Raw genomic sequence first — 23811 nt, 5'->3', positions numbered from 1 at the left:
CGGTCCGAACACCCTGCCGAATTCACGAATCCTCGCGAATCGCAATTTGTTCGCCTAAAGAACTTTTGTTCGTATAATGAATTTTAGAGAGGATCGCTCGCCATGGCAACCCACCCCGTTTCCGTCACTTCCACCGCCGACACGCCCGCCCCCGGCGACAGCTACGTGCAATCTTTTGCGCGCGGCCTGCAGGTGATCCGCTCGTTCAGCGCGAGCGCACCGCACCAGACCCTGAGCGAGGTGGCGGCCGGCAGCGGCCTCACGCGTGCGGGGGCGCGGCGCATTCTTCTCACGCTGCAGACGCTGGGTTATGTGGTGACCGACGGCAAGCTCTTCACACTCACGCCGCGCATCCTCGACCTGGGCTTTGCGTACCTGTCGTCGATGCCGATCTGGAACCGCGCCGAGCCCGTGATGGAGGCGCTGGTGCAGCAGGTGCAGGAGTCCTGCTCGGCCGCCGTGCTCGACGCGACCGACATCGTCTACGTGCTGCGCGTGCCCACGCAGAAGATCATGCGCATCAGCCTGGGCGTGGGCTCACGGCTGCCGGCGTACTGCACCTCGCTGGGCCGCCTGCTGCTGGCCGACTTGAGCGACGACGAGGTGCGCGCGCGGCTCGAGGCCTCGAACCTCGAGGCGCTGACCAAGCACACCGTGACCGACATCGACGCGCTCATGGCCAAGGTGGCCCAGGCGCGCAAGCAGCAGTGGTGCCTGGTGAACCAGGAACTGGAAGAAGGCCTGATCTCCGTGGCCGCGCCCATCGTGAACCGGCAGGGCCGCATGGTGGCCGCACTGAACATCAGCGGGCAGGCGAACCGCACCAGCGCGAAGGTGATGCAGGAGACGATGCTGCCGGCGCTGATCGATGCGGCACGGCAGGTGTCTGCGCTGCTGTAGCCGCAGCGCGATCGCTCCGGCGCTGGCTCAGGCCTCCGAACGGATGCCTTTCATGAGGATCACGCCGCCCAGCCGCGTGGTGTCGGCGCGCATGCGCTTGGCCAGCGTGTCGGGCGAGCCGGGCTGCGCCTGCCAGCCAGTCTTGAGCAGCTCGCCGCTCACCTCGGGCGAACTGATCACCTCGACCAGCGCGGCATTGAGCCTGGCCACCGCCGCCGGCTTCATGCTGACGGGGGCTGCGAGCGCGGTCCAGATCTCGAGGTCGGCGCCGCGCACGTCGGCGTCGCGGATCGTCGGCAGCTCGTTGACCAGCGGGCTGCGCTCGGGCGAGGTCACGCCGATGGCCTTGAGCTTGCCCGACTTCACGTGCGGCATCGCCAGGCCCGGCGGCAGCAGCGCCAGCTGGATCTCGCCGGCGAGGATGCCGGCGATCACCTGCGGGTTGCCGGTGTAGGGCTTGTGCTGCGCGGTGATGGCCGCGCGGCTCTTGAGCAGTTCCATGCCCAGGTGGCCCACCGTGCCCACGCCCGGCGTGCCGTACTTGCCGGCGCTGCCCAGGTTGCGCACCCACAGCAGCAGGTCGGCTGCAGACTTGCCCGTGGCGCTGCCCGACACCACCAGCACCAGCGGCGCGGTGCCGATCAGGCCAACGGGTGCGAAGTCTTTCTCGGGGTCGAAGTCGAGCGAGGGGTTCAGCAGCTTGGCGATCGTGAGGTTGCCGTTGATGAGCGCGCCGATCGTGTGGTCGTCCGTGGCCTTGGCCACTTCGGCGGCCACGAGGTTGCCGCTGGCGCCGGGCTTGTTCTCCACCGTCACCGGCTGGCGCAGGAGCTTCGAGAGCGGCTCCGCGATGGCGCGCGCCGCCAGGTCGGGCGAGGCACCCGCCGGAAAGCCCACGAGGATGCGCACGGGCTTGGTTGGCCAGGCGGCATCGCCGCCTGCTGCGCGCTGGGCCCACGAGGCCGGCGTGAACAGCGAGGTGGCAATGGCTGCAGCGCCGCCTTCGAGCAGGCGGCGTTTGGTGATCTTCAAAACGGACTCCGGAGGGTTGGAAAAATCAGGGTAAACACGTGCATTTTGCTTACGAGACGTTACATGATGATGCTGCAGCGCACAAGTTCGGCACAACTGTGAATAGGGCCATCGCAGGGCTCCGTCAGCTTGGTATCCAGAGGTGACGGGCGCATTTACAATGCCTGCCGCATTCCCCTTCCCCACCAACGAGGTCTTGTCCGCAATGCCCAAGAGCCCCCGGCCTCGCGCCCGCTTCAGCTTCTCCCCCACCGTGCGCGCCCTGCTTCTGGCCGTTGCGGCCTGCGGCGCCGCGCTTCCCGCGCTGGCCGCGACCGAGCACGAAGAGGTCGACCGCCTGATGCAGTCCGGCAAGCTCGACGAGGCCATGACCAAGGCCGAGGCCTTCCTCAAGGACAAGCCGCGCGATCCGCAGATGCGCTTCCTGAAGGGCGTGATCCAGCTCGACACCGGCAAGCGCGCAGAAGCCATCGCCGCCTTCACCCAGCTCACGCAGGATGCGCCCGAGCTGCCCGAGCCGTTCAACAACCTCGCCGTCATCTACGCGAGCCAGAACCAGTTCGACAAGGCCCGCAACGCCCTCGAAAGCGCCATTCGCACCAACCCCAGCTACGCCACCGCCCAGGAAAACCTCGGCGACGTGTACGCGCGGCTGGCCAGCCAGGCCTACAGCAAGGCGCTGCAACTCGACCAGAACAACACCGCGGTGCAGCCCAAGCTGGCCGTGATTCGCACGCTCTTCACCGCCCCGCCGGCGGCCGGCTCCAAGGGCTCGACCCTCGTCGCCTCGGCCACGACGACGCCTGCACCAGCTCCAGCTGCGAAGGCTCCCGCCCCGGCGCCTGCGCCCGCACCGGTTGCCAAGGCACCTGCTCCGGCACCCGTGCCCGCTCCTGCGCCCGTCGCCAAGGCCCCGCCTGCGCCCGCGCCGGCACCCGCCGCTGCGCCTGTCGCACCGCCCGTCAAGGTGGCCGCAGCCCCCGCGCCGGTCGCCAAGACGCCTGAACCGGCACCGGCACCAGCGCCTGCTGCAGCCCCGGCTTCCAACGCCGAGATCGAATCCGTCGTGCGCGGCTGGGCCTCGGCATGGGCCAGCCAGGACATGGACCGCTACCTCGCCGCCTACGGCAGCGACTTCGTGCCCGCCGGCGGCCAGAGCCGCAAGGCCTGGGAAGAAGACCGCCGCGCGCGCATCGTCGGCAAGTCCAGCATCAGCGTGAACCTCGAGAACCTCGCGATCAAGGTCGACGGACAGACCGCCACCGCCAAGTTCCGCCAGGTCTACCGCGCCGACAACCTCAACATCGCGAGCCGTAAGACGCTCGAGCTGCAACGCTCCGGCAACCAGTGGCACATTCGCAAGGAAAGCGTCGGCGGCTAGTGGCAGACATCGTCCGGCACGGCCGGCTTCAGACCCTCCCGTTCCCGCTGCGGAGCGGGAAGCTGCTCGCGGCCTTGACGGCCGCTTCTGCGCTCCTGCTGGCCACGCCCGGCGCCGCGCTCGCAGCCAACAACAGCAACAGTTCCAGCAGCAAGTCGGCCAACGCCAAAACCAGCGGCACCAAGGCCGCCAAGGCGGGCGGCAGCCGCGCGTCTGCCAAGGAAGCCAAAGGTGGCAAGGCCGGCAGCGGCGCCAGCAAGACGCAGCTGCAAGCCAAGGGCAAGCGGTCCGCCGTCGCAGCAGACAATGCCGGCGCCACGCGCCCGGCCCGCAAGACCGCCAGAACCGCCGCGCCGCTGCAGGAAGCCAGCGGCGCCGAGGCCCGCCTGATCGGCGTCTACGAACTGTTCGGTCGCGGCAAGACCCGCGAGGCGCTGGCCAAGGCCCAGACCCTCGTGCGCGACCACCCGAACTTCCAGCTCGCGCAGCTCGTGTACGGCGACCTGCTCGCGGCGCAGGTGCCGCCGTCGAACGCCATGCCCGACACCGCCGGCATCGCGCGCCTGCGCGGCAACCCGGCCATGGTCGAGCTGCACGAGGAATCGCGCCGCCGCCTGCAGGCCCTGCGCGAACGCCCGCCCGCCGGCACCGTGCCCTCGCAGTTCCTCACCCTCTCGACCCGCAGCCGCTTCGCCATTGCCGTCGACGCCTCGCGCTCGCGGCTGTACCTGTTCGAGAACTCCGACAAGGGCTTGAAGCTCGTCGCCGACTACTACATCTCCGTCGGCAAGTCGGGCACCGACAAGGCCGTCGAAGGCGACGCGCGCACCCCGCTGGGCGTGTACTACATCACCAGCAGCCTCGACCCGCGCTCGCTGAAAGACTTCTACGGCGCCGGCGCCCTGCCCATCAACTACCCCAACCCGTACGACGTGCGGCGCGGCAAGACCGGCAGCGGCATCTGGCTGCACGGCACCCCGCCCCAGCAGTTCGCGCGGGCGCCGCTGGCCAGCGACGGTTGCGTCGTCATGGCCAACCCCGACCTCAAGCAGCTGCTGCGCAAGGTCCAGATCGGCGCCACCCCCGTCGTCACCGCGCGCAGCCTGCAATGGATTTCGCAGCCGCAGGCCGAAAAAGAAACAAAGAAATTCGCCGATTCAATTACCGCCTGGAAAGACGCGCGCGCCAGCGGCAATGAAGCGCAATTGAAAAAATTCTATTTGCCGGATTTCCAGCGCGCCAGCCGCAAGCCCGTCGATGCCGATGCGGTACTCCGCGACGAATTGACCTACGCACAAGGTAAACGAGTGCAAATCAAGGACACGTCGTACCTGCACTGGCGCGACACCGAGGACACCATGGTCGCCACCTTCGGCGAGGTGTTCGAGGGCGAGAAGAACGGCCGCACCCGCCGCCAGTACTGGCTGCGCCAGGGCGGCGAGTGGAAGCTCTTCCACGAAGAAATCCTCGGCTGAGCCCACATCACCGAAGGGGTCTCGGCCCCAAAAGTGTGATTTATTGCCCAAATGGAGCCGCCTTGTCGAGTGTTACAAATTGCACTCCTAGGTACCGCGCTACGTAACACGTAACGGGCATGTTCCCGTAACGCTCAACTTTCGGACGTTCCCACGCCCGTAACGCGTTCCCCTCGTCCATGCCAGTGTGCATGCGGTTTACAGAGGGAAACGAACATCTCCAGACTGTGAATAAGTGACCTTTTCTGCCCCGTTGTGGGGGCCGAACGAGGCTGGCCGCCTTCCTGCTTTACCCCTCCGAGTAGCACATCCGGGACTCGATCCGGTGTGTTTCTCCTGTTGATACACGGAGTTACGCTGTATAACATCCACCGTGCCAGCCTTTGTTAACACTTCCTTTCAGGAGATCACCATGCTTAGTTCTATTACTCGTTTTCTGCGCGATGAAGAAGGTGCTACTGCAATTGAATATGGAATTATTGCGGGGCTGATTTCGGTTGCCATCATTGCGTTTCTCCCCGGAATTGGCGACAAGCTCAAGGTCATCTTTCAGAAAATCAACACAGCCATCACGGCGGCAGGAACGCCGACAACGCCCTAAGGCACCCCGGCTCATGGCGCTCGCATGCTTGTTATGGCTGGTCTTTGCCATCGTCTATGACCTTCGCGAACGCCGCGTCCCCAACTGGCTTGTGCTGTCCGGCGCGGTGCTTGCACTGATCGCACTTACCGTCGTCGCCCAGCCATTCAATGTTGGATGGACTGAAGCGAGCTTGGGTGCGGCAGTGGGCTTCGGATTCTTGTTGCCCTTCTATGCCACCAACCTCATGGGCGCAGGCGACGTGAAGTTCGCAGGCGTTCTTGGGCTGTGGGTCGGCTTGTCTGCTCTGCTACCGATCTGGGTTATCGCCAGCCTATTGGCTGGCGCTCACGCCTTGCTTTGGCAGACCCTGAAGCAATGGCCCTTCTTCCCGCGACTGGTCGTCATGCTGGCCGGCCCGAAACACGCATCTGATTCCGGCGCTTCACCTCGACGACTTCGCATCATTCCTTACGCGGCCTACCTCGCCGTGGCCTCTGCGGCGTGGATGGTTTGGGGGCGACAGAGTTAGCCACGGCCAACTCTGCTCCGTCTCGCAGGCCCTTCATCTTTTCCCCTTGATCGCTTGCCCCCTCCCTTCAGTTCGCCGCCCATGATCAATCTCACAAAAATCATCGCCGCCATCCTGGTCCTCTTAGCTCTCGCGTTGGGCGGCTATGCCTGGATGCTCGGCCGACAGGCACCTCCAAAAACTGCGGTGACTGCAGCGCCTATTTCCGACCAAGCCAAGGGCCAGCAGGCAAACACTTATCCGGTGGTGGTCGCGACCAAGCCTCTGCCTGCAGGCCAAGTCATCGCCGCTGACGCGTTGCGCGTCGAGCAGCTCACCGTCAATCCAGCTGGCGCCTTCCAGGACGCAGCAGCGGCTGTCGGTCGCGTCCCAGTCCTCGACCTCTCAGAGGGGACGCCCGTGATGGAGAACCAGCTGGTTTCCGGCCTCGCTCTCCGTGTAGGCGAAGGCGAGCGCGCGGTCGCGATCAAGGCCGACGAGATCATGGGCGTCGGCAACAAGATTCAGCCTGGCGATCTTGTCGACGTATTCATCACACTGAAGTCGGACGGCAAGGACGTGGACCGCAGTCAAGCCCGATTGCTTCTCTCGCGCAAGCGCGTGCTCGCCTTCGGATCTTCATCCGTCGATGGACTTCCCTCGAAAACAGCGGACAAGCAGCAACAGCAACAACAGGTCCAACGCACCGAAGCGGCCCGCACCGCCGTGCTCGCCGTGCCTGTGGACGACGTGAACCGCCTCACGATCGGCGATGCGACGGGCCGACTGATGCTGGCGCTGCGCAATCCCAACGATATGGCCGAACCCGACCCCAAGCTCTTCGCAGATCTCCCGACGGCGTTGCAGCCCGCGTCGATCCGGCCCGGTGAGCCTCGCCGCCCTCCTCTGGAAGGCCTCGACCGCGCACAAGCCGGCCTGACTGCTGTCGATCTTGTGACGGGTGGCAAGAGCATTGCCGTCCGACCCGCGTTGACCGAAGCACGCACCATCTCCGCCGGCGCGCGAACCGCCCAGCCAAATACAGCCCGCGGCGGCCTTCAAGTCGAAGTCATTCGCGGCGACCGCAGCGAAACAATGAGTTATTGAGTACAGCGCACCTCAGCTGCCACGTCTGTCATCCAGGAAAGAAGCCCCATGCCCTACACGCCACGCGAACCGTCGAGCAGCCCTTCGGGTGCCCCGTCGCTGCTGCGTTCGTCGCTGATCGCCTTGTGCGCGCTGGCCCAGGCGGCTTGGCCGCTCGCCACCAATGCCGCAGACACTCAGGCTGTGCGAGCACAGCCCCAGCGGCCGCTGATCCTCAATGCAGGCACTCAACAGGAGCTTCTGATCGACAAGGGCATTGAGCGGATGGCCATCGCCGATGAGGCCGTGGCGGCTGTCACGGTCACGCGCAAGACACCAAGCTCTCCCGCGGCACGACTAATCATCACCGGCAAGGCGGCAGGACGCACAACGCTGATGGTCTGGGAAAAGGGCAACACAGCGGCGACGACTTACGCCGTCGAAGTACGGCGCCGCAGTGCCATCCTTGCCGGAACCATGGACAGCATGGCCGCGCATCAGCAGGCCCGCGACACAGCCCTCGCCAGTGCAGCCGATAAGGCGGAAATTATCGACCGCTCCATCGTGAATGTGCGCAGCAACACCGTTCAGGTCGAAGTGAAGGTGGTGGAGTTCAACCGGAGCGTGCTCAAGCAGGCAGGCCTGAACATCTTCAGCACACGCGCCAACTCGAACGGATTCAGCTTCGGGGTCTTTGGTCCCTCTTCGCTGGGCAGCACCACCTTCGCTTCGAATGGCTCCATCAGTGGTGAATACAGCAATCCACTGGCCCAAGCTTTCAGCCTGCTGTTCAACTTCGGCAAAGCCGGCATCGGCTTGAACGTCGGATTTCTCGAAGGCAACGGCATGGCCCGAGTGCTTGCCGAGCCCACCCTCGTCGCGATGTCGGGCCAGAGTGCCAGCTTCCTGGCTGGCGGGGAATTGCCCGTTCCTGCCCCTCAAGGCCTGGGCACCACGAGCATCGAATACAAGCCCTTCGGCATCGGTCTGACCCTGACGCCCACCGTGCTCTCCAACGACCGCATCGTGCTCAAAGTGGCACCTGAAGCCAGCGACCTCGACTACACCAACTCACTCAGCATCGGCGGCGTTGCTGTGCCCGCAATCACCACACGCCGCGCCGACACGACCGTTGAACTGGGCGATGGAGAGAGCTTCATCATCGGTGGCCTCGTCAGTCGCACCACCACCTCGAATGTCGACAAAGTCCCGCTGCTGGGCGACCTCCCGATCCTGGGCACCTTCTTCCGCCAGAACAAGTACCAGATGAACGAGAAGGAACTGGTGATCCTCGTCACCCCGCATCTGGTCAAGCCGATTGCCCGCAACACCGATCTGACGCCCTACCTCCCAGGCGGCGCCGAACAGCGCGACGGCCCCGTGTGGCGCTCGCACTTCCTCGGCGGCGCAGCCAACACGGCGGTGCCGGGCTTCTCCCGCTGATGGATGACGGTCTTACGAATCGCACATCGCAGAACGGCACCATGAACGCCCCACGCGACAACCTTCCGGAAACTGGCAGCGAAACCTACCTGTTCGCGTCGGCCAACGGCGGCCACATCACCTGGCTGACCGACGCCCTGAGCCACGAAGGCTCGGTCGTCGTCCTGAGCCAGGACACGAAGACGATCGACGAGCGCATTTCCCTGCTCGGCCCCGTGGCCGTGTTCATCGATTTCTCGCCCGAGCAGGCCACCGCAGCCAGCGAACTCCATCAGCGCCTGAAGCGCGACTGGCCGACCTTGCCCGTGCTGGCCGCCGGCGTGTCGTCGCAACCCGCCGCCATGCTGGCCGCCCTTCGCGCCGGTGTGGACGACTTCATCGACCTCTCGGCCACGCCCGATGAAGCCGTGGGCACCCTGCGCGCGCTTCTCGAAAAGCGGCGCTCGCTCCCCGGGGGCCTGCATGGCAGCACGCTGGCCCTGCTGGGCGCGCGTGCCGGCCTGGGCGTCACCACGCTGGCCACGAGCCTGGCGCTCACGCTGTACGACCAGTTGGGACAAGCGCCCGCACGCCCGCCAGGCCGCAACGGCCGTCATGGCGTGGCGCTGCTCGACCTGGGCCTGCCCGCACGCGACGGCCTGCTGTACCTGAATACGCAAAGCGGTTTCAGCTTCGTCGATGGCGTGCGCAATCTGCGGCGCCTCGACCAGACCCTGTTGCACACCGCACTGGCGCATCACACCAGCGGCGTCGCCGTGCTGCCGCTGCCGACCAACCTGGCGCAGGTGCGCGAGATCTCGCACGCCGATTCCGTCTCGCTGATCCGCCGGCTGGCCGACTTCTTCGACTTCCAGATCGCCGACCTCGGCGGCTTCTCGACCATCGACTTCATCGCCCAGACCGTGCGCGAAGCACAGAACGCCTGGGTGGTGTGCGACCAAAGCATCGGCGCCATCGTCTCGACGGCCAACATGCTGAAGGAGCTGCGCGCTCGCAACGTCGAGACCGAGCGGATGACACTGGTCGTGAACAAGTTCGACGCTCGCGTCGGCCTGTCGGCCAAGGACATCGCCGAACGCCTCGAACTGCCGCTGCAGCATGTGCTTCCCGAACGCAGCAGCCAGCTGCTCGCCGCCGGCTGCCGCGGCGAAATGCTCGTGCGCACCGCCCGCAACGATCCGTATGCACAGGCTGTCGGCGGCCTGGCTCGCACCCTGCACCAGGAATACATGTCCGTCTCCGGTCAACCGCCTGCCAAGGACCCACGCTGGGTGGCACTGATGGCGCAGATCACGGGGCTCTGGAAGAGAGATAACCAAGGCTGATCCATGTCCACTGATATCGAATTTGCCGACGACGACCAGGCGTTCATCAACTCCCAGCAGTTCCAGGACATCAAGAGCTGGACGCACGATCACCTGCTCAGTCGCATCGAAGAACTGGGCGCGGAGTTCGGCCGCTGGTCGCGCGCGTCGATCCAGCAGTTCGTCGAACTGGAGGTCGACAGCTTCGTGCGCCTGCGCCGCGTGCCGATCAACGACCGCGAGATGCAGCTCATCGCCGATGCGCTGACGAAGGAGCTGGCCGGCTTCGGCCCGCTGGAAGACCTGCTGAACGACCCGGCCGTCGAAGACATCCTGATCAACGGCTACCAGAACGTCTATGTGTCGCGCCACGGCATGCTGGAGCGCGAAACGCTGCGCTTCACCGATTCCGAGCACGTGATGCGGATCGTGCGGCGCATCCTGGCACCGCTGGGGCGCAGGCTCGACGAGTCGAACCCGATGGTCGATGCGCGCCTGCCCGATGGGGGCCGCATCAACGTCATCATCGAGCCGCTGGCCATCGATGGCCTGTCGGTTTCGATTCGCAAGTTTCGCAAGGAACCTCTCACACCCGCAGACCTGGTGAAGCTCGGCACCTTCGATGCCGGCATGGCGCAGCTGCTCGAGATCGCGGTGCGAGCGCGTTGCAACATTCTCGTGAGTGGCGGCACCAGCTCGGGCAAGACCTCGCTGCTCAACGCGCTGGCCAGCTTCATCCCCTCGCGCGAACGCGTGATCACCATCGAAGACACGGCCGAGCTTTCGCTGGGCACCAGCCACGTGGTGCGCCTCGAAAGCCGCCCCGGCGGCTTCGACGGCACTGGCGTGGTGTCGATCCGCGACCTGCTGCGCAACAGCCTGCGCATGCGCCCGGACCGGATCATCGTGGGCGAAGTGCGCGGTGCAGAAGTCATCGAGATGCTGCAGGCCATGAACACCGGGCATGAAGGCTCCATGGGCACCATCCACGCGAGTTCGCCGCGCGAATGCCTGTACCGCCTCGAAATGCTCTCCGGCTTTGCGGGCTATCAAGGCAGCGAGGTCAGCCTGCGCCGCCAGATTGCCAACGCCATCGACTTCATCGTACAGATCGGCCGGCTCTCCAATGGGCAGCGGCGCATCATCTCGCTCAGCGAAGTCACCGGCGTGAACGACAACGTGGTGGCGATGCAGGAGCTCTACCGCTACGAACCGGTCGTGTCGCCGGATGGCGAAGAGCGCGATCGCTGGGTCTCGCTGGGCATCGCACCGCACTCGCCAAAGATCACCCGCTTCCGCCAATCGATGGCACGCGCGCAAAATGGAGAAGGCCGTGCGTGAAGCACTGCTCATCGTGACCTGCATCGCGCTGCTGCTGGCAGCCGGCGGTCTGTTGCTCTGGCAATGGGCAAGAAGCCGGCAGACCCGTCAAGCGACCGGGCGTCACCTTGAGCAGCAGATTCTGGCGAGCAGCGCCGATGCGGTGCCGTCCGTTGCGAATGTGCCGATGCCATTGCGCGATCCGTCATCGGACAGCTATGTCTCTGGCATCACTTCGGATCCTTGGCTCAACACAGAGGCGACGACCGGCACGCCGGCCCGCAAGGGCCTGATGGAGGCGGTCTTGCCCGACTGGCTGCTCGGGGTCATTTCGCCGAAGGTCGCCACGCTTGCCGTGGTCGGCATCGTCGTGCTGTGCCTTTTGGCGGGGCTCTTCGGCGGGGCAATCGCAGCGGTTGGTTTTCTGTTCCTGCTCGTCCTGGTTTCGGTTTTTGCGGTCTGGCTGCGGCTCCAAAAAATCCGTCGCCAACTGATCAGCCAGTTGCCGGCATACATCGACGCGATGGTGCGTTTGATCACCATCGGAAACTCCACGCAAGCGGCATTCCAGCTCGCGATTGCGACGACGCAGGAGCCTCTGCGCGGGCACATGGAGCGCTCGGCCGCCTTGGTTCGTGCGGGGGTGGATCTCGACCGTGCGTTGCACCAGACGGCGACCAATGTGCGGGTGGAAGAAATGTTCCTGTTGGCATCCATCATGGGACTCGGCGTTCGCTACGGCGGACGCGCCGACCTTCTTCTCGAACGGGTTGCCAACTTCATGCGCGATCGCGAGCAAGCGGAGCATGAATTGAGTGCCATGTCTGCAGAGACTCGGCTCTCCGCCTGGATTTTGGGCCTTCTTCCCTTGGGAGTAGGCACCTTCCTGATCCTGACCAACCCGTCTTATTTCATGGGCATGTGGAATGACGAGACCGGGCGCCTGCTGATCTTCTCCTCGGCTGGGCTGCAAATACTCGGTGCCGTTCTCCTGTATCGACTGGCGAAACTGGCATGAGCTTTACCCCCAATCAACTGACCACCCTCAGCCTTGCACTCCTTGCGCTGGGTTTAATCATCGCGGCCGGTGCGTTGATTGCTGCGGAATTGCGGCGCACTCGAAGTGGTCAAGTGATTGGACGCGCCCTCAGACGAGACACAACCACTGCGATTGATCTCAAGAAACCGCTCGAAGTCGAATCCGAAGCACCTCAGCGCGCCGACATCGAACTACCCTTTCACTGGCTTGACTCTCGGATCGGCCGGACTCTCGTCGCAGACGAGGACCGTCGCCTCATCGACCAGTGCGGATTTGCTTCCAAACGGACGCAATTGATCTTCTTGGTTGCCCGCCTGCTGCTCGCTTTTCTCTTGCCAGCAATCGTCTACTTCACTTGGAAGAGCGATCAAACTGAGCGTACCGTCCTGCTTGTGCTGGCAGCAGCTTTCGTGGTTGGATTCATGGCCCCCAAATGGGTGCTTGGTCGCATCGCCTCCGGTCGACGCGAACGCATCTCCCGTGAACTGCCACTTTTTGTCGACTTGCTGAAGCTTCTACAAGGTGTAGGGCTGAGTCTGGATCAAAGCCTGCAAATAATGGCCGACGATTTCTCGCATGTGCTGCGCGTACTCGGCCATGAGCTGACATTGGCAAATCGTCAGTACAGCCAAGGGCGAACGCGCGAACATTCGCTTTATCGCCTGGCCACCCTTCACGGCAACGAGGACCTTCGCGGCTTGGTCTCCTTGCTTGTTCAGGTCGATCGCCATGGGGGAGCGGTGCAAGAACCTTTACGCATCTTCGGTGAGCGACTGCGCGAACGGCGCCGGTCGGAGATGAAAGAGCGTATTGGAAAGATCACAGTGAAGATGACTGCCGTCATGGTGAGCACGCTGCTTCCGGCGCTCGTCATTGTGGCCGCAGGCCCCGGTTTCATCGCCGTCTTCCATGCATTGGGATCAGTCGCCAAATGAAGATCACCTCCTTGAAAATTGAGCTGGAGCACATAAAGGGGTTTCTCACTGTGCGCGCATTGACCTGCCTGGTAGCGTTCGTCATCGTTGGCTGCGCCGCCCCGAAGGACCAATACGCGGCCAGTGCCGACGCCCAGCAGCGTATGGCCGCCGAAGCAGCTTCTGATACCAAAGCAGGTGCTTCCATCGACACGAGAGAAACATACCTGAAGCTCGTCGAACAGATGCAACGGGAAAATCTGTGGTTCGCTTCGCTTGCGCATATCGATGCACTGGAGCAGCGTTGGGGAACCTCACCCGAATCCACGCGATTGCGCGCTGATGCCTTTCGGCAAACGGGGCAGGCGGCGCAGAGCGAAACGGCCTACAAGCGACTAGTGGGCACGCCACTTGAAGGCGCTGGTTATCGGGGACTGGGACTTCTGGCTGGCGCACGTGGCAACTACCCTGAAGCTGTGCAGCTTCTAAAACAAGCCCAGCGCCACACACCAACAGACGCGCTCCTGTTGAGCGACTTAGGCTACGCCCAATTGCGCGCAGGGTCGACAGACGAAGCTCGACTTCCGTTGATGCAGGCGCTGCAACTTCGCCCCGACAGTACGCAGGCCCAAGCCAACCTTGCGCTGTATCTCGTACTCACCAACCAGCATGAGCAGGCTGCAGCCATGATGGATGCGAATCGGATGTCTCCCGCCGCACGTTCGGCAATCAGAGAAGCAGCGCAAGTTTTACGTACTGGAGATGCCACCACATCCCCGGCGGCCCGCAGCGAGATATCTATCCGTGACGAGGCAGCAACACCGCTTTCCCTCAAAGCTTCGCGCTGGTCCAGCCTGACCAACGTACGCACCGCCGTTCAATCGAATCCGGCGGCAGCCGCCGCCTCGACGCCCTTGACCCCGACTACGACTTCACGAGGTACGCAATGAAAAAAGACCACGAAACCGCTTTTCGCACACTGTCCTCCTGCGGTTGGGTCCTCGTCCTCTTCTTCCTCTCATCGGTTGCCACAGCACAGAGTGGCACATCTCAAGAACCGACCACCGTCCCCGTGGCGGAAGCCACGCAAGCCGTCACTCAAACACCAACTGGCGAGCCTCACGGCGAAGCCGCGGATGCTGAAGAGCATGGTAGTGTGCCACTGCAGGTGGGCGACGCGACACAAGGCTTGCTGGCCTGGCAACGCAGCGGGGACATCGCATCCAAGACACCACGTCCTATTGCAGGCAGCGTTGCACAACGAAGCTATGAGCGCTATCTAAAGAGTTTCGAGTTTCCGATTCCGGAGCGCATGAGCTCGACTGTGAAGACGTCGTCAGGCGGCGGCAAGTAGAGCCAGCTGCACCTTCATCCATCGACCTCCTGCAGAACGCCCCATGAAAGCGATCCCCGCTTCCGCTTCGCCGTGTTTCCAGCGCGGGGCATACGCGATCGAGTTCGCCGTGGTGTTCTTGATCTTCTTTGCAGTCCTGTATGCAGTGATCTGTTACGGCATGCTCTTCGCATTTCGTCTCGGGCTGCAGAACGCGGCAGAAGATGGCGCAAGAGCCGCGCTTCAATACCAGAGCACCATCGACGGACGAAAGAATCGAGCGGTGAACGTCGCGATTTCCAAAAGTAATTGGATGCCGCAGGTTGTGAAGCCTGTGGTTTCTGCACAAATCTGCCGCGCTGAGGGAAGCAACGAATGCACACCACTCACATGCGGTCCGGCATGGAGTCAACGGTGCCAGATCGAAGTTCTCGTACAGGCAAACAATCTGGGATCTCTGCTCCCCCCCATGCCGAGCTTTGCCGTGCCATCCCAGATCGCTGGCAAAGCGAGCATGCTGCTTGATTTGAGGTGAGATTCGTGCCTCCCATCTCCCGCAGCCCCCTCAAGACCACCGCCCGCGATCGCCAGCGGGGCGTTGCCGCCATCGAGTTCGCCCTGGTCTTCATGTTGATCTTCCTTGTGGTCTACGCGCTTGTGACCTTTGGCGCTGCACTCCTCGTACAACAGGTCGTGTCACGCGCCGCAGAAGATGGAGCTCGCGCCGCGACGCTTCTCCCGCAGCCACCTGATCCAGTGAGCGTAAAGCAGGTCGTAGTCGAATCAATGGCGCGATCATTCATCGTCCCCGCTTCGGCGAACGGAGACATGACGAGCCGAAAAAACTGGATTACCAATCACACAACCATCGTCCCCTGTCCAGCACCAACAGGTGCCGCCAGCTGCGTGGTGACCATCACCTACCCCTACACGGGCGATGCTCGCATTCTTCCGTGGATACCTCTGGTGGATGCCAGTAATTGGATACAGCAGTTGCGGAGCAGCGCAACCGCCGCTCTCAGGACATCATGAGAAGGCCTACGGAATGAATTCCGCATCCAATTGCACTGCAGTCGCCTTGCCTAGCCGACGACGTGTCCGAGGTTCGATCCTGATCAACACGGCAATCGCAATGAGCCTGATCGTGATCACCCTTGTGGGCACCGAGCTGGGCTACCTTTTCTACATGAAACGCGAGTTTCAGAAAACGGCGGATCTCGCTGCGCTGGCGGGTGCACAAGAACTAACTCCTGTGGCGGGAACAGACGTATGCATCGCGGCGCGAGGAGCAGCTTCTGCCAATGCAAGCCAGAACATGCCTGGCCTCGTTCTGCAGCAACCGGAATGCGGCCATTGGGCCTCGTCCAACACCACGCCAACTATTCCCGCCACCAGTTGCTTCAAGGATACAGACGACCACTTTCTTCCAAATGCATCGACAAAAAATGCGATCCGGGTCCGCATAGAGAAGGCACCTCCGACACTGCTCCCCTTCTTTGAGGCCAACCGCACGATCTGTGTCCAGGCCGTCGCCGCACTCAACGAGCCCATAGGCTCCATCTCCGTCGGAAGCGGGGTGGCACGGCTGAACGAGGGTTTGCTCAACCAAGTACTGAGCATGCTGCTGGGCACTTCCGTCTCGCTGAGCCTCGCCGACTACACAGGCTTGCTCAATACCAAGCTCAACCTGCTCGGCATCATGGATGCCTTGCGTCTCAATGTCGGCACGTATGCCCAACTGGCCGACGCCAATGTCAGTCTGGCGCAGTTGCTCAATGCCGCCATCCAGGCGCTCCCGCAAAGCAACGACAGCAACACGGTCGACCTCGCAACCCGCGTGCTGAATGGTCTCCTGACGTTGAGTGGAGGGCTTCGCCTCGAAGACATCAGCATCAACCTGCTGAAGACCGCCCAGCAAGCCGGCCTGCTCAGCGTCGACCTCAACACCACAGATCCCCGAGCCGCCTTGAACGGAAACGTCAACGCGCTGAATCTGCTGCTGGTCGCGCTGCAAGTCGCAGACAGTCAGTCGGCCATTGCAACCCAAGTCGAGATTCCGCTCCAGCCGCTCGCGAATGTGAAGCTTCAGGCCAAGGTGATCGAAACGCCGAGCATTGCGATCGGACCTCCGGGCTACTATCCGGACGGCACTGCCAAGACCCAAGCCCACACAGGACAAATTCGAGTTCTTCTTGAGACAAAGGTCCTAACTCAAGTCAGTGCAACCAACGACCTGCTGCACATAGCTCTCCCGTTGGGCCTCGTAAGCATTCGAGTTTCATTGCCTTCTGGTCAGTTGATCAATCTTCCCGTGTATGTGGAGGTTGCATCTGGAGACGCTGAACTCAACGCAATTCGATGTGATGCTCCTGATGGAAAGTACGACGTCAAGATCGCAGCCGCACCTGGATTAGCTCATGTCTTCTTAGGTAAAGTTCCTACAGCTTTCACAAACAGAACTAGCCCTTGGTCAGCTTTGCCAAAAGAGAGGTTCAAGCTTCTCGACCTGGAAGCTGAGATAAAGATTTTGGGAATCCCAACAACAGCAAGAATCAGCTTGCAGGCCAAGTTGGATCTATCCATCCCGGGAAATGGACTTGTGACGAGGCAAACTCTGGACTACCGATATGACCCTTCTATCCCAGCATCGCAACAGGATTTGGTGCGCACGGTTGGAACCTCTCAGAATCTCGGCGCTTCGATCGGTAGTGCGATCGGTGCAGGAAAATTGGATGTCGTTCTAGATACAAGCAACCTCACCGTAGTAGGGATTCCACTTAATTTTTTAGGCGATGTTTTGGACGCACTAGTGAATGGAATTCTCGGAATCCTTGGTGACGTGCTAGGGCTCGTCAATCTGGTACTGATGCCTGTCCTAACCCTCTTAGATAGCGCACTTCTTGGCCCTTTGCTAAAAACGCTCGGCATCCAGTTGGGGTACGCAGATGTGCAGTTGCTTTCTGCCAGCTGCGATGGAAATGCACGGTTAGTCTATTGAGGCTGCGTAAATTTTCTTCTTCTATCGCCCCCGTGAAACTTTGAAAACAGCGTCTCGATGAGTTCCCCCTCCAGCTTCGACGAACTCGACCTCTTTGTCTGGGAAGGCAAAGCCGACATCCTCGACCGCATTGCGCGGTGCATGGCGAGCTTCGACGTGGAAGTCATCCGGGCCGATGGCCTGCCGCCGCCTCAGCAGGACCGCGGTGTCGCGCTGCGCCCTTCCGTCGCGATCATCAGCGTCACCGTCATCGACGGCGGCGGTCTTCCTCATGCCACGGAGCTGCTGCAAGGCATGCCCGTGATCTGGGTCGCCGCCGCCTCGCGCGAGCGCGACTCGCGCACGTATCCGCCCGAGTACCTGCACGTCCTGCCCTACGACTTCACCTGCGCCGAACTGCGCACGATGGTGGCGAAGCTGGTGCGCCAGCTGCGTGCGCGCGATGTCGCGCCGCAGGCGCCCGACGTGCTGGTGGCGCATTCCGATGCGATGAAGGGGCTGCTCGCCGAAGTGGGCGCCTTTGCGGACTGCAACCATCCGGTGCTGGTGCGCGGCGAGACCGGCGTGGGCAAGGAGCGCATTGCGCAGCAGCTTCACATCGGCCACCAGCAGTACGGCAAGGGCGCGTTCGTGGCGGTGAACTGCGGTGCGATTCCCGATGGGCTGTTCGAGTCGCTGTTCTTCGGCCACACGAAGGGCTCGTTCACGGGTGCCGTGCATGCGCACCGCGGGTACTTCGAGCAGGCCACGGGGGGCACGTTGTTTCTCGACGAGATCGGTGACTTGCCTCGCTATCAGCAGGTGAAGCTGCTGCGCGTGCTTGAAGACAGCGCGGTCACGCGGCTGGGTGCAACGTCGCCGATCCGTGTCGACTTCCGGCTCGTGGCGGCGACGAACCGCAACCTGCGCGAGATGGTGGCGAGCGGCGAGTTTCGGGCCGACCTGTTCTACCGGCTCGCGGTGATCGAGCTGCATGTGCCGAGCCTCGAGGAGCGTGGCGAGATCGACAAGATCGCGATCTTCAAGGCGCTGCTGGCGAACGTGCTCGGCGACGAGCTCGAGGCCTTGGGTGAAACGCCGCACTGGCTCAGCGATGCGGTGGCCGAAACCTACTTCCCCGGCAACGTGCGGCAGCTGCGCAATCTCGCGGAGCGCGTGGGCGTGATCGCGCGGCAGTTGCACAGCTGGGACCAGAACCTGATCCAGCGCGCGATCGCGCTCACGCGCGGCACGCCGGCGCCCGCTGCGCTGGCCACCGACCGCAACGGCACGGGGGTCCCGCTCGATGCGAACGGCGACCGCAAGGGCTGGAACAGCAGCGAGCGCAATCGCATCATCGCGGCGCTCGAGATCAACGACTGGAAGCGCCAGGACACGGCGCAGCACCTGGGCATCAGCCGCAAGGTGCTGTGGGAGAAGATGCGCAAGTACCAGATCCTCGACGGCGAGCCCGGCATCCCAGAAGAGACTTAGCTCGCCCCCAGGCTGCGCGGCACTTCGTGTCCGCTTCTCCTTCCCCCTACCGGGGGCAACACCTGAGGCCCGGCAAAGCCGGTTCCTCGGTGTTTCACCAACGGGCTTCGCTGCGCTTGCCTCGAACGACTATTGGGTTCCGAGGCGCGTCGCTCTGCGCAGCGGCGGGTTCGCAATCGATGCGCCCGGTGCGCGGTCGACCAACGGTTCGCTCGCGCAGGTCGTGTTGCTCGAGATGCACAGCGCGCCCAGCAGGCCGTCTTCGGTCAGGACGTTCCGGCTCGGGGGGCCGAAGATGCGGTCGATCCAGTTGTTGGCGCCGATGGGGTCGATGCGCAGTTCGCCGGTGGTGCGCGCCAGGCGCAACTCCGAAATGCGCAGGTCGAACACGCCGTCGATGTAGTCGAACAGCAGGGTGTAGTAGTCGAGCTGCGCATCGAGCACCTGGGGCAGGGTCTCGCGGCCGAACTCCATGAGGCGGCGGCGGCCGCGGAAGGCCTGGCCCGAGGTGCTGACAGCCTCCATCAACTGGCGCTCGCGTTCGCGGCCGGCCACGGTGCGGGACCACGACGACGCGGTGAGCTCCATCAGGTTGAGCTTCACGCCCTCCATCTTGGCTTCCTGGTTCGCCACTTCGGCCAGGGCGCCCTTGAGCTTGAGCTGGCGATCGAAGCCGTTGCCGAAGTTCCAGTTGAGTTCGAAGGCGGCGCGCGTCGGGTCTTGCGGCGACACGCCGCGCGGGTCCTTGCTCTTCACGACGACGGCGTCGAGCGTGGGGTACAGGCTGGCTTCGGTCTGGTCGACCAGCGCGCGTGCACGCGCCACGCGGCCCTGGGCTTCGGCCAGTTCGGTGCTGCGCGCTTCGGCGCGGCGCAGCGCTTCTTCCTGCGAGCCGATGCGCCAGTGCGACGGCGCGGCGAGCACGGGCAACGATTCGGGCGCGGGCGAGAACTTGAAGTAGTTGCGGAACTTGGCCAGGGCCTCGTCGCGCTGGGCCTCGAAGTCGGACTCGCGCGCAGCCACGAGGGCGCGGCGCGAGGCGGCCATGTTGAGGTCGTTGTCGCCGCTCACGCCGAGCGCCACGCGGCGCGCCTCGGCCTTCGACAGGTCGGCCACGACTTCGGTGGCGCGGTGCGCGATCTGCTTCTTCAGGTCGAAGCGCTGCACCTGCAGGTAGGCGGTGAGCGCGTCGAGCACCACTTTCTGCGAGGTGGTCACCACGGCTTCGTCGTCGGCCTGGTTGCCGAATTCGGCAGCGCGCTGCGCCGCGCTCATGGCGCCGCCGTCGATCAGGCTCACGCGCGCTTCGGCGGTGAGCACGGTGTAGTTCTCGCTCTTCGCGTCCTTGGCGCCGCTGCTGTAGGTGCCCGAGGAGGTGCCGACCTTGAAGCGCGGGTAGCGCGCCATGCGCGCCGCGTCGACGCCGAAGCTGCTGGTGTTGGCCGCGGCCTGCGCGGTCAGCACTTCGGGGTATTCCTGCGACAGCGCAATGAGCGCCTGCTTCACGCGCTGTGCGTAGCTGGCGGCGCCGAGGGACGGCGGCGACAGGCGGCGCGACAGTGCCAGCGCTGCAGGCGGCCCCTCCTGCTCAGGCGACGGTTGGGCGTAAGCGGTGGGCGGCAGCGCCATGCTGACGCACAAGGTCGCGCAGAGCACACCCGGGGCGATGCGCGCGCGCCGGCCCGGCAACACGGGCTTGCTCATGGTTCGCGGAAGGCTTCGCGCCGCAGTTTGAGCACAGGCCGCAGGATGTACCAGATGAACGGATCGGTTCCCACGCGCAGGTCGACTTCGGACTCCATGCCGGCGGTGACGCGGTTTTCCGGCCGTCCCACGTGCGACTGCGACATGCTGATGAGCAGGCGGTAGTACGGCGCGCCGCTGGCAATGGCGGCATCGCGGTCGGCGTCGGCCGCCACGAGCTTGACCTTGCCGTCGACGGCGCCGTAGCGCAGGTAGTCGTAGGCGGTGATCTTCACGCGCGCCTCCTGCCCCACTTCGACAAAGCCGCGGTCGTTCGGGTTGAGGCGCGCCTCGACCATGATCTCGTCCTCGTCGGGCACCACCTCCAGGATGGATTCGCCGGGCTTCACGACCCAGCCGGCGCTGGAGCTGCGCAGGCCCTTCACGATGCCGTCGGCCGGCGCCTTCACCACCGTGCGCGAGCGCTGGGTGCGGGCGCGCGCGAGGTCTTCGCTCAGGCTGGCGAACTGGCGTTCGACGGTGGCCAGCTCGTCCGATGCGCGGCGGCGAAAGCGGCCTTCGGCCTCGGCCATCTTGGCCTGCGCCTCGGTGATGGCGGCCTGCGCCGAGATCACGCCCTGGCGCGCCACGGCGAGTTCGCTGCGCACGCCTTCGGCCTGGCGGCGCTTCTCGAGCACCTCGACCTGGCCGACGAGTTTTTCGCTCAGCAGCTGTTCGGAGATCTCCAGCTCTTTCTGCATCAGCGCGAGCCGGTCGTTCAGGCCCTTGGCCTTGGCCTGCTGTTCGAGCTGCTTGCTGCGCGCCTGCTCCAGGCCCGACACGGCGCCGGCCATGACGCCGCGCTGTTCGAGCGCGCGCGCCTGATAGGCACCGACCTCGCCTTCGAGCACGGCTTCGTCGATGTCGGCATCGAACGAATCGCGCTTGAGCGGTTGGCCACGGCTCTCGGCAATGAGGCGCACGCGCGTGGCCTGCGTGGCGGCGTATCGCGCGGTGAGCTCCTCGAAGTTCAGGCCGCTGCCGCCCAGGTCGATCTCGACCAGCGACTGGCCCTGCTTGACCTTGTCGCCTTCTTTCACGAGCACGTTGCTGACGATGCCGCCTTCCAGATGCTGGATCGACTTCACGCGATCGGAGGGGATCACGCGGCCCGGTGCGACGACGACGGTTTCCATCGGAAAGCCGAGCCCCACCGCCGCCAGCACCGCGACCGCGCCGCCGATGATCCACTGGCGCCGCCGGCCTTGCGGCGTGGTCTGCGCCGCCTGTTTCTCGCTCTCGCCCTGAAGCACCTGCGGCAAGTCTGGTTTCAAAATCCCGTTCCCCTGTCTCTGTCTGTCAGTCGGTCGATCCGTGGCAACCACGAATCACGCATCGCGTGGCCCTCTTGCTCACGCCATCGAGCGCGAGGCGGCCGGGACGCCTGCATTGCTGTTGCTGCTGCCACTGCCGTCGTCGGTGCTGTCGCCCAGCGCCACCAGCGGTTTCTTCACGCCGAAAAGCTTGGGCACCATGACGGCGGCGGAGCCGATTTCTACGTTGCCCTGGCCGGTGACGTGATAGACGGCGGAGGCCGCCGACACGATGCGCAGCGAGTGCGTGACCACGACCACGGTGCGCACCTTGGCCACCGCGAGCATGGTCGCGAGCAGGTTGCGCTCGCTTTGAAAGTCGAGGTCGTTGCTGGGCTCGTCGAGCACCAGCACCGAGGGCTTGCGCAGGAAGCTCATGGCCAGCGCAAGCTTGCGCCGCTCGCCCACCGAGAAGCCGGTGCCGCCCTCGCCCACCACAGTGCGGTAGCCGTCGGGCAGGCGCGAGATGAAGTCGTGCGCGCCCGAGAGCTTGCAAGCCGCGACGATCTGCTCGTCGCTCTGGCCCGGCGCGCCGCGGCGCATGGTGTCGACCAGCGGGCCGCCGAACCAGTACACCTCCTGCGAGAGGTAGCTGATCCAGCGCGACAGCTCTTCGCGGCCGAACTGCGACAGGTCGTACTCGCCGATGCTCACCACGCCGTGCGTGGGCGTGTACAGGCCCGACAGCAGCTTCACCAGCGTCGACTTGCCCGCCCCGTTGCGCCCGACGATCACATGCAGGCCGCCGGGGCCGATGTCGAGGTCGACGTTTTCGAGCACGGGCTGCGGTGCGTCTTCGGTGAAGCTGAAGCTCACGTCTTTCAGCGTGACGCGGCCCAGCGGCTGCGGCAGCGCCATGCCGGTGGGCGCCTTCTCGACCGGCTCGCCGAGCACGGTTTCCAGGCGCTTGGCGGCTTCCTTGGCGGTGGCCAGCGCGCGCCAGTTCGACACCAGCCCGGCCACCGGCTGCAGCGCCTTCAGCGCGAGCATGTTGGAAGCAACGAGGCCGCCCACCGTCATCCACTGCTGCATGACGGCGATGGCGCCGACGGTGACGACGATCACCGAGAACACGGTGAGCAGCACGGTGGTGCCGTCGCGCGCGGTTTCGATCTGGCCGTTCTTGCCGAAGCTCTCGCTGAGCCAGGCGTTGTAGGTCTGTTGCCAGACCTCGATGGTCGGGCCGTCGTTCGACTGCGCTTTGAGCGTCTCGCGCGCATGGCAGATCTCGGAGGTGATGCGATCGAGCCCGCGCCCGCGCAGCACTTCTTCGACGCGGCCGGCGCGCACTTCGTCGGCCCACCACCAGGCCAGGAACGCCATGATGGCCAGGAAGGCCGCCACCACGGGCAGCACCGGCAGCGCGACGATGCCGATCACGATCAGCGCGAAGATCGCCATCGGCAGGTCGAAGATCGATTGCGCGAGCCCGCCGGTGACGGTGCCGCGCACCGCGCCCACGTCGCGAAAGAACAGCTGCCAGGACGAAGCCGGCCGCGCCTCGAGCGCGCGCAGCGGGCGCCCGAGCATGGAGTGCAGCAGCGCGCCCGACACGCCGTGATCGACCGTGGCACCCGCGTTGCGCAGCAGGCGCGAGCGGCGCGTGCGCAGCCAGAACTCGATGCACAGGAAGAACAGGATGCCGCTCACCAGCGCGGCGAGCGTGGAGACGCCGCTGCGCGAGAGCACGCGGTCATACACCTGGAGCAGGAAGATCGAAGGCAGCAGCCCGAACAGGCTGATCGGCAGCGACAACCAGGCCGCGCTCTTGACGAGCGGGTAGGCCGCCCGAAACGCATCGTTCAGCGCACTGGCATACGGACTGGCGCCGGGGACTTCCGGCCTGTCGGCAACCAGCTGGCTGGGCAAGAGGAACTTGATCATGGACAAAGACCGATCCGTCGGGCAACGACGCCTGCATCATTATCAACTGTTACCCGACTGTTACAAGGCAAAAATTCGCCTC

Annotated in this window: 21 protein-coding genes; 17 read left to right on the top strand and 4 right to left on the bottom strand. The window is 64.2% G+C overall.

Annotated features, from left to right (window positions below; translation table 11 throughout):
• The first annotated feature begins 102 nt into the window (after nt 1-102).
• Nucleotides 103-900: an IclR family transcriptional regulator domain-containing protein gene (locus AC07OX_RS22755; protein WP_492730959.1), complete on the top strand. Its 798-nt coding sequence runs from the start codon at nt 103-105 to the stop codon at nt 898-900.
• Between the two features lie 27 nt (nt 901-927).
• Here the strand turns inward: AC07OX_RS22755 and AC07OX_RS22750 are convergent, their stop codons facing one another.
• Nucleotides 928-1932 (bottom strand): Bug family tripartite tricarboxylate transporter substrate binding protein, encoded by a 1005-nt coding sequence (locus tag AC07OX_RS22750; protein ID WP_095746745.1) that lies wholly within the window; start codon nt 1930-1932, stop codon nt 928-930.
• A 205-nt stretch (nt 1933-2137) separates the two neighbouring features.
• Between AC07OX_RS22750 and AC07OX_RS22745 the strand changes: the two genes are divergently transcribed.
• The 16 genes from AC07OX_RS22745 to AC07OX_RS22670 all read left to right on the top strand — a co-directional run bounded on the left by AC07OX_RS22745 (nt 2138) and on the right by AC07OX_RS22670 (nt 18789).
• A complete protein-coding gene (locus tag AC07OX_RS22745; RefSeq protein WP_495262319.1) occupies nt 2138-3313 on the top strand; it encodes a nuclear transport factor 2 family protein in 1176 nt (391 codons plus the stop codon).
• The gene (locus AC07OX_RS22740; RefSeq protein WP_495262320.1) at nt 3313-4788 is read left to right on the top strand and encodes a L,D-transpeptidase family protein; all 1476 of its coding nucleotides are present in this window, start codon (nt 3313-3315) and stop codon (nt 4786-4788) included. Before AC07OX_RS22745 ends, AC07OX_RS22740 begins: the two co-directional genes overlap by 1 nt.
• Before the next feature lie 412 nt (nt 4789-5200).
• A complete protein-coding gene (locus AC07OX_RS22735) occupies nt 5201-5389 on the top strand; it encodes a Flp family type IVb pilin (RefSeq protein ID WP_495262460.1) in 189 nt (62 codons plus the stop codon).
• A gap of 13 nt (nt 5390-5402) precedes the next feature.
• On the top strand, nt 5403-5900 hold the full coding sequence (locus tag AC07OX_RS22730; RefSeq protein WP_495262321.1) for an A24 family peptidase: 498 nt from the start codon (nt 5403-5405) through the stop codon (nt 5898-5900).
• A gap of 81 nt (nt 5901-5981) precedes the next feature.
• Nucleotides 5982-6986, top strand: a complete 1005-nt coding sequence (gene cpaB / locus AC07OX_RS22725) for a Flp pilus assembly protein CpaB (RefSeq protein WP_495262322.1) — start codon at nt 5982-5984, stop codon at nt 6984-6986.
• 48 nt (nt 6987-7034) lie between these two features.
• On the top strand, nt 7035-8408 hold the full coding sequence (locus tag AC07OX_RS22720) for a type II and III secretion system protein family protein (RefSeq protein ID WP_495262323.1): 1374 nt from the start codon (nt 7035-7037) through the stop codon (nt 8406-8408).
• Nucleotides 8409-8449: 41 nt separating this feature from the next.
• On the top strand, nt 8450-9733 hold the full coding sequence (locus AC07OX_RS22715) for a CpaE/TadZ family protein (RefSeq protein ID WP_495262324.1): 1284 nt from the start codon (nt 8450-8452) through the stop codon (nt 9731-9733).
• 3 nt (nt 9734-9736) lie between these two features.
• A complete protein-coding gene (locus AC07OX_RS22710; RefSeq protein WP_139704881.1) occupies nt 9737-11053 on the top strand; it encodes a TadA family conjugal transfer-associated ATPase in 1317 nt (438 codons plus the stop codon).
• Complete coding sequence (locus AC07OX_RS22705) at nt 11046-12050, top strand: type II secretion system F family protein (protein WP_495262325.1); 1005 nt, start codon at nt 11046-11048, stop codon at nt 12048-12050. The genes AC07OX_RS22710 and AC07OX_RS22705 overlap by 8 nt, the downstream gene beginning before the upstream one ends.
• Entirely contained in the window at nt 12047-13006 is a 960-nt protein-coding gene (locus AC07OX_RS22700; RefSeq protein WP_159272928.1) for a type II secretion system F family protein, read from the top strand. The genes AC07OX_RS22705 and AC07OX_RS22700 overlap by 4 nt, the downstream gene beginning before the upstream one ends.
• Nucleotides 13003-13935 (top strand): tetratricopeptide repeat protein, encoded by a 933-nt coding sequence (locus AC07OX_RS22695; RefSeq protein WP_495262326.1) that lies wholly within the window; start codon nt 13003-13005, stop codon nt 13933-13935. The genes AC07OX_RS22700 and AC07OX_RS22695 overlap by 4 nt, the downstream gene beginning before the upstream one ends.
• A complete protein-coding gene (locus AC07OX_RS22690; protein ID WP_495262327.1) occupies nt 13932-14339 on the top strand; it encodes a DUF3613 domain-containing protein in 408 nt (135 codons plus the stop codon). The genes AC07OX_RS22695 and AC07OX_RS22690 overlap by 4 nt, the downstream gene beginning before the upstream one ends.
• A 43-nt stretch (nt 14340-14382) precedes the next feature.
• The gene (locus AC07OX_RS22685; protein WP_495262328.1) at nt 14383-14853 is read left to right on the top strand and encodes a TadE/TadG family type IV pilus assembly protein; all 471 of its coding nucleotides are present in this window, start codon (nt 14383-14385) and stop codon (nt 14851-14853) included.
• Nucleotides 14854-14858: 5 nt separating this feature from the next.
• Complete coding sequence (locus AC07OX_RS22680) at nt 14859-15350, top strand: TadE/TadG family type IV pilus assembly protein (protein WP_235944163.1); 492 nt, start codon at nt 14859-14861, stop codon at nt 15348-15350.
• Nucleotides 15256-17316 (top strand): TadG family pilus assembly protein, encoded by a 2061-nt coding sequence (locus tag AC07OX_RS22675; protein ID WP_495263283.1) that lies wholly within the window; start codon nt 15256-15258, stop codon nt 17314-17316. The genes AC07OX_RS22680 and AC07OX_RS22675 overlap by 95 nt, the downstream gene beginning before the upstream one ends.
• A 57-nt stretch (nt 17317-17373) precedes the next feature.
• Nucleotides 17374-18789, top strand: a complete 1416-nt coding sequence (locus AC07OX_RS22670; RefSeq protein WP_495262330.1) for a sigma 54-interacting transcriptional regulator — start codon at nt 17374-17376, stop codon at nt 18787-18789.
• Between the two features lie 129 nt (nt 18790-18918).
• Here AC07OX_RS22670 and AC07OX_RS22665 read toward each other — a convergent pair whose 3' ends face one another.
• From AC07OX_RS22665 to AC07OX_RS22655, 3 genes are all read right to left on the bottom strand, one after another.
• Entirely contained in the window at nt 18919-20493 is a 1575-nt protein-coding gene (locus AC07OX_RS22665; protein ID WP_495262331.1) for a TolC family protein, read from the bottom strand.
• Entirely contained in the window at nt 20490-21785 is a 1296-nt protein-coding gene (locus AC07OX_RS22660) for an HlyD family type I secretion periplasmic adaptor subunit (protein ID WP_253252421.1), read from the bottom strand. The genes AC07OX_RS22665 and AC07OX_RS22660 overlap by 4 nt, the downstream gene beginning before the upstream one ends.
• A 99-nt stretch (nt 21786-21884) precedes the next feature.
• A complete protein-coding gene (locus AC07OX_RS22655) occupies nt 21885-23729 on the bottom strand; it encodes a peptidase domain-containing ABC transporter (protein ID WP_095948072.1) in 1845 nt (614 codons plus the stop codon).
• Nucleotides 23730-23811: the final 82 nt, after the last annotated feature.

Source organism: Variovorax sp. GW821-FHT09D07, from assembly GCF_059416345.1.
Note: the sequence above shows the minus strand (reverse complement) of the source record. Positions and strands in the feature narration are given on the sequence as shown.

Bases quoted from the DNA above. Each gene is read 5' to 3' on its own strand.
- AC07OX_RS22720 (WP_495262323.1), top strand. From the start codon at position 7,035: ATGCCCTACACGCCACGCGAACCGTCGAGCAGCCCTTCGGGTGCCCCG.
- AC07OX_RS22655 (WP_095948072.1), bottom strand. From the start codon at position 23,729: ATGATCAAGTTCCTCTTGCCCAGCCAGCTGGTTGCCGACAGGCCGGAA.
- AC07OX_RS22665 (WP_495262331.1), bottom strand. From the start codon at position 20,493: ATGAGCAAGCCCGTGTTGCCGGGCCGGCGCGCGCGCATCGCCCCGGGT.
- AC07OX_RS22670 (WP_495262330.1), top strand. From the start codon at position 17,374: ATGAGTTCCCCCTCCAGCTTCGACGAACTCGACCTCTTTGTCTGGGAA.
- AC07OX_RS22710 (WP_139704881.1), top strand. From the start codon at position 9,737: ATGTCCACTGATATCGAATTTGCCGACGACGACCAGGCGTTCATCAAC.
- AC07OX_RS22755 (WP_492730959.1), top strand. From the start codon at position 103: ATGGCAACCCACCCCGTTTCCGTCACTTCCACCGCCGACACGCCCGCC.
- AC07OX_RS22675 (WP_495263283.1), top strand. From the start codon at position 15,256: ATGCTCGCATTCTTCCGTGGATACCTCTGGTGGATGCCAGTAATTGGA.
- AC07OX_RS22715 (WP_495262324.1), top strand. From the start codon at position 8,450: ATGAACGCCCCACGCGACAACCTTCCGGAAACTGGCAGCGAAACCTAC.
- AC07OX_RS22735 (WP_495262460.1), top strand. From the start codon at position 5,201: ATGCTTAGTTCTATTACTCGTTTTCTGCGCGATGAAGAAGGTGCTACT.
- AC07OX_RS22685 (WP_495262328.1), top strand. From the start codon at position 14,383: ATGAAAGCGATCCCCGCTTCCGCTTCGCCGTGTTTCCAGCGCGGGGCA.
- AC07OX_RS22695 (WP_495262326.1), top strand. From the start codon at position 13,003: ATGAAGATCACCTCCTTGAAAATTGAGCTGGAGCACATAAAGGGGTTT.
- AC07OX_RS22730 (WP_495262321.1), top strand. From the start codon at position 5,403: ATGGCGCTCGCATGCTTGTTATGGCTGGTCTTTGCCATCGTCTATGAC.
- AC07OX_RS22745 (WP_495262319.1), top strand. From the start codon at position 2,138: ATGCCCAAGAGCCCCCGGCCTCGCGCCCGCTTCAGCTTCTCCCCCACC.
- AC07OX_RS22700 (WP_159272928.1), top strand. From the start codon at position 12,047: ATGAGCTTTACCCCCAATCAACTGACCACCCTCAGCCTTGCACTCCTT.
- cpaB (WP_495262322.1), top strand. From the start codon at position 5,982: ATGATCAATCTCACAAAAATCATCGCCGCCATCCTGGTCCTCTTAGCT.
- AC07OX_RS22690 (WP_495262327.1), top strand. From the start codon at position 13,932: ATGAAAAAAGACCACGAAACCGCTTTTCGCACACTGTCCTCCTGCGGT.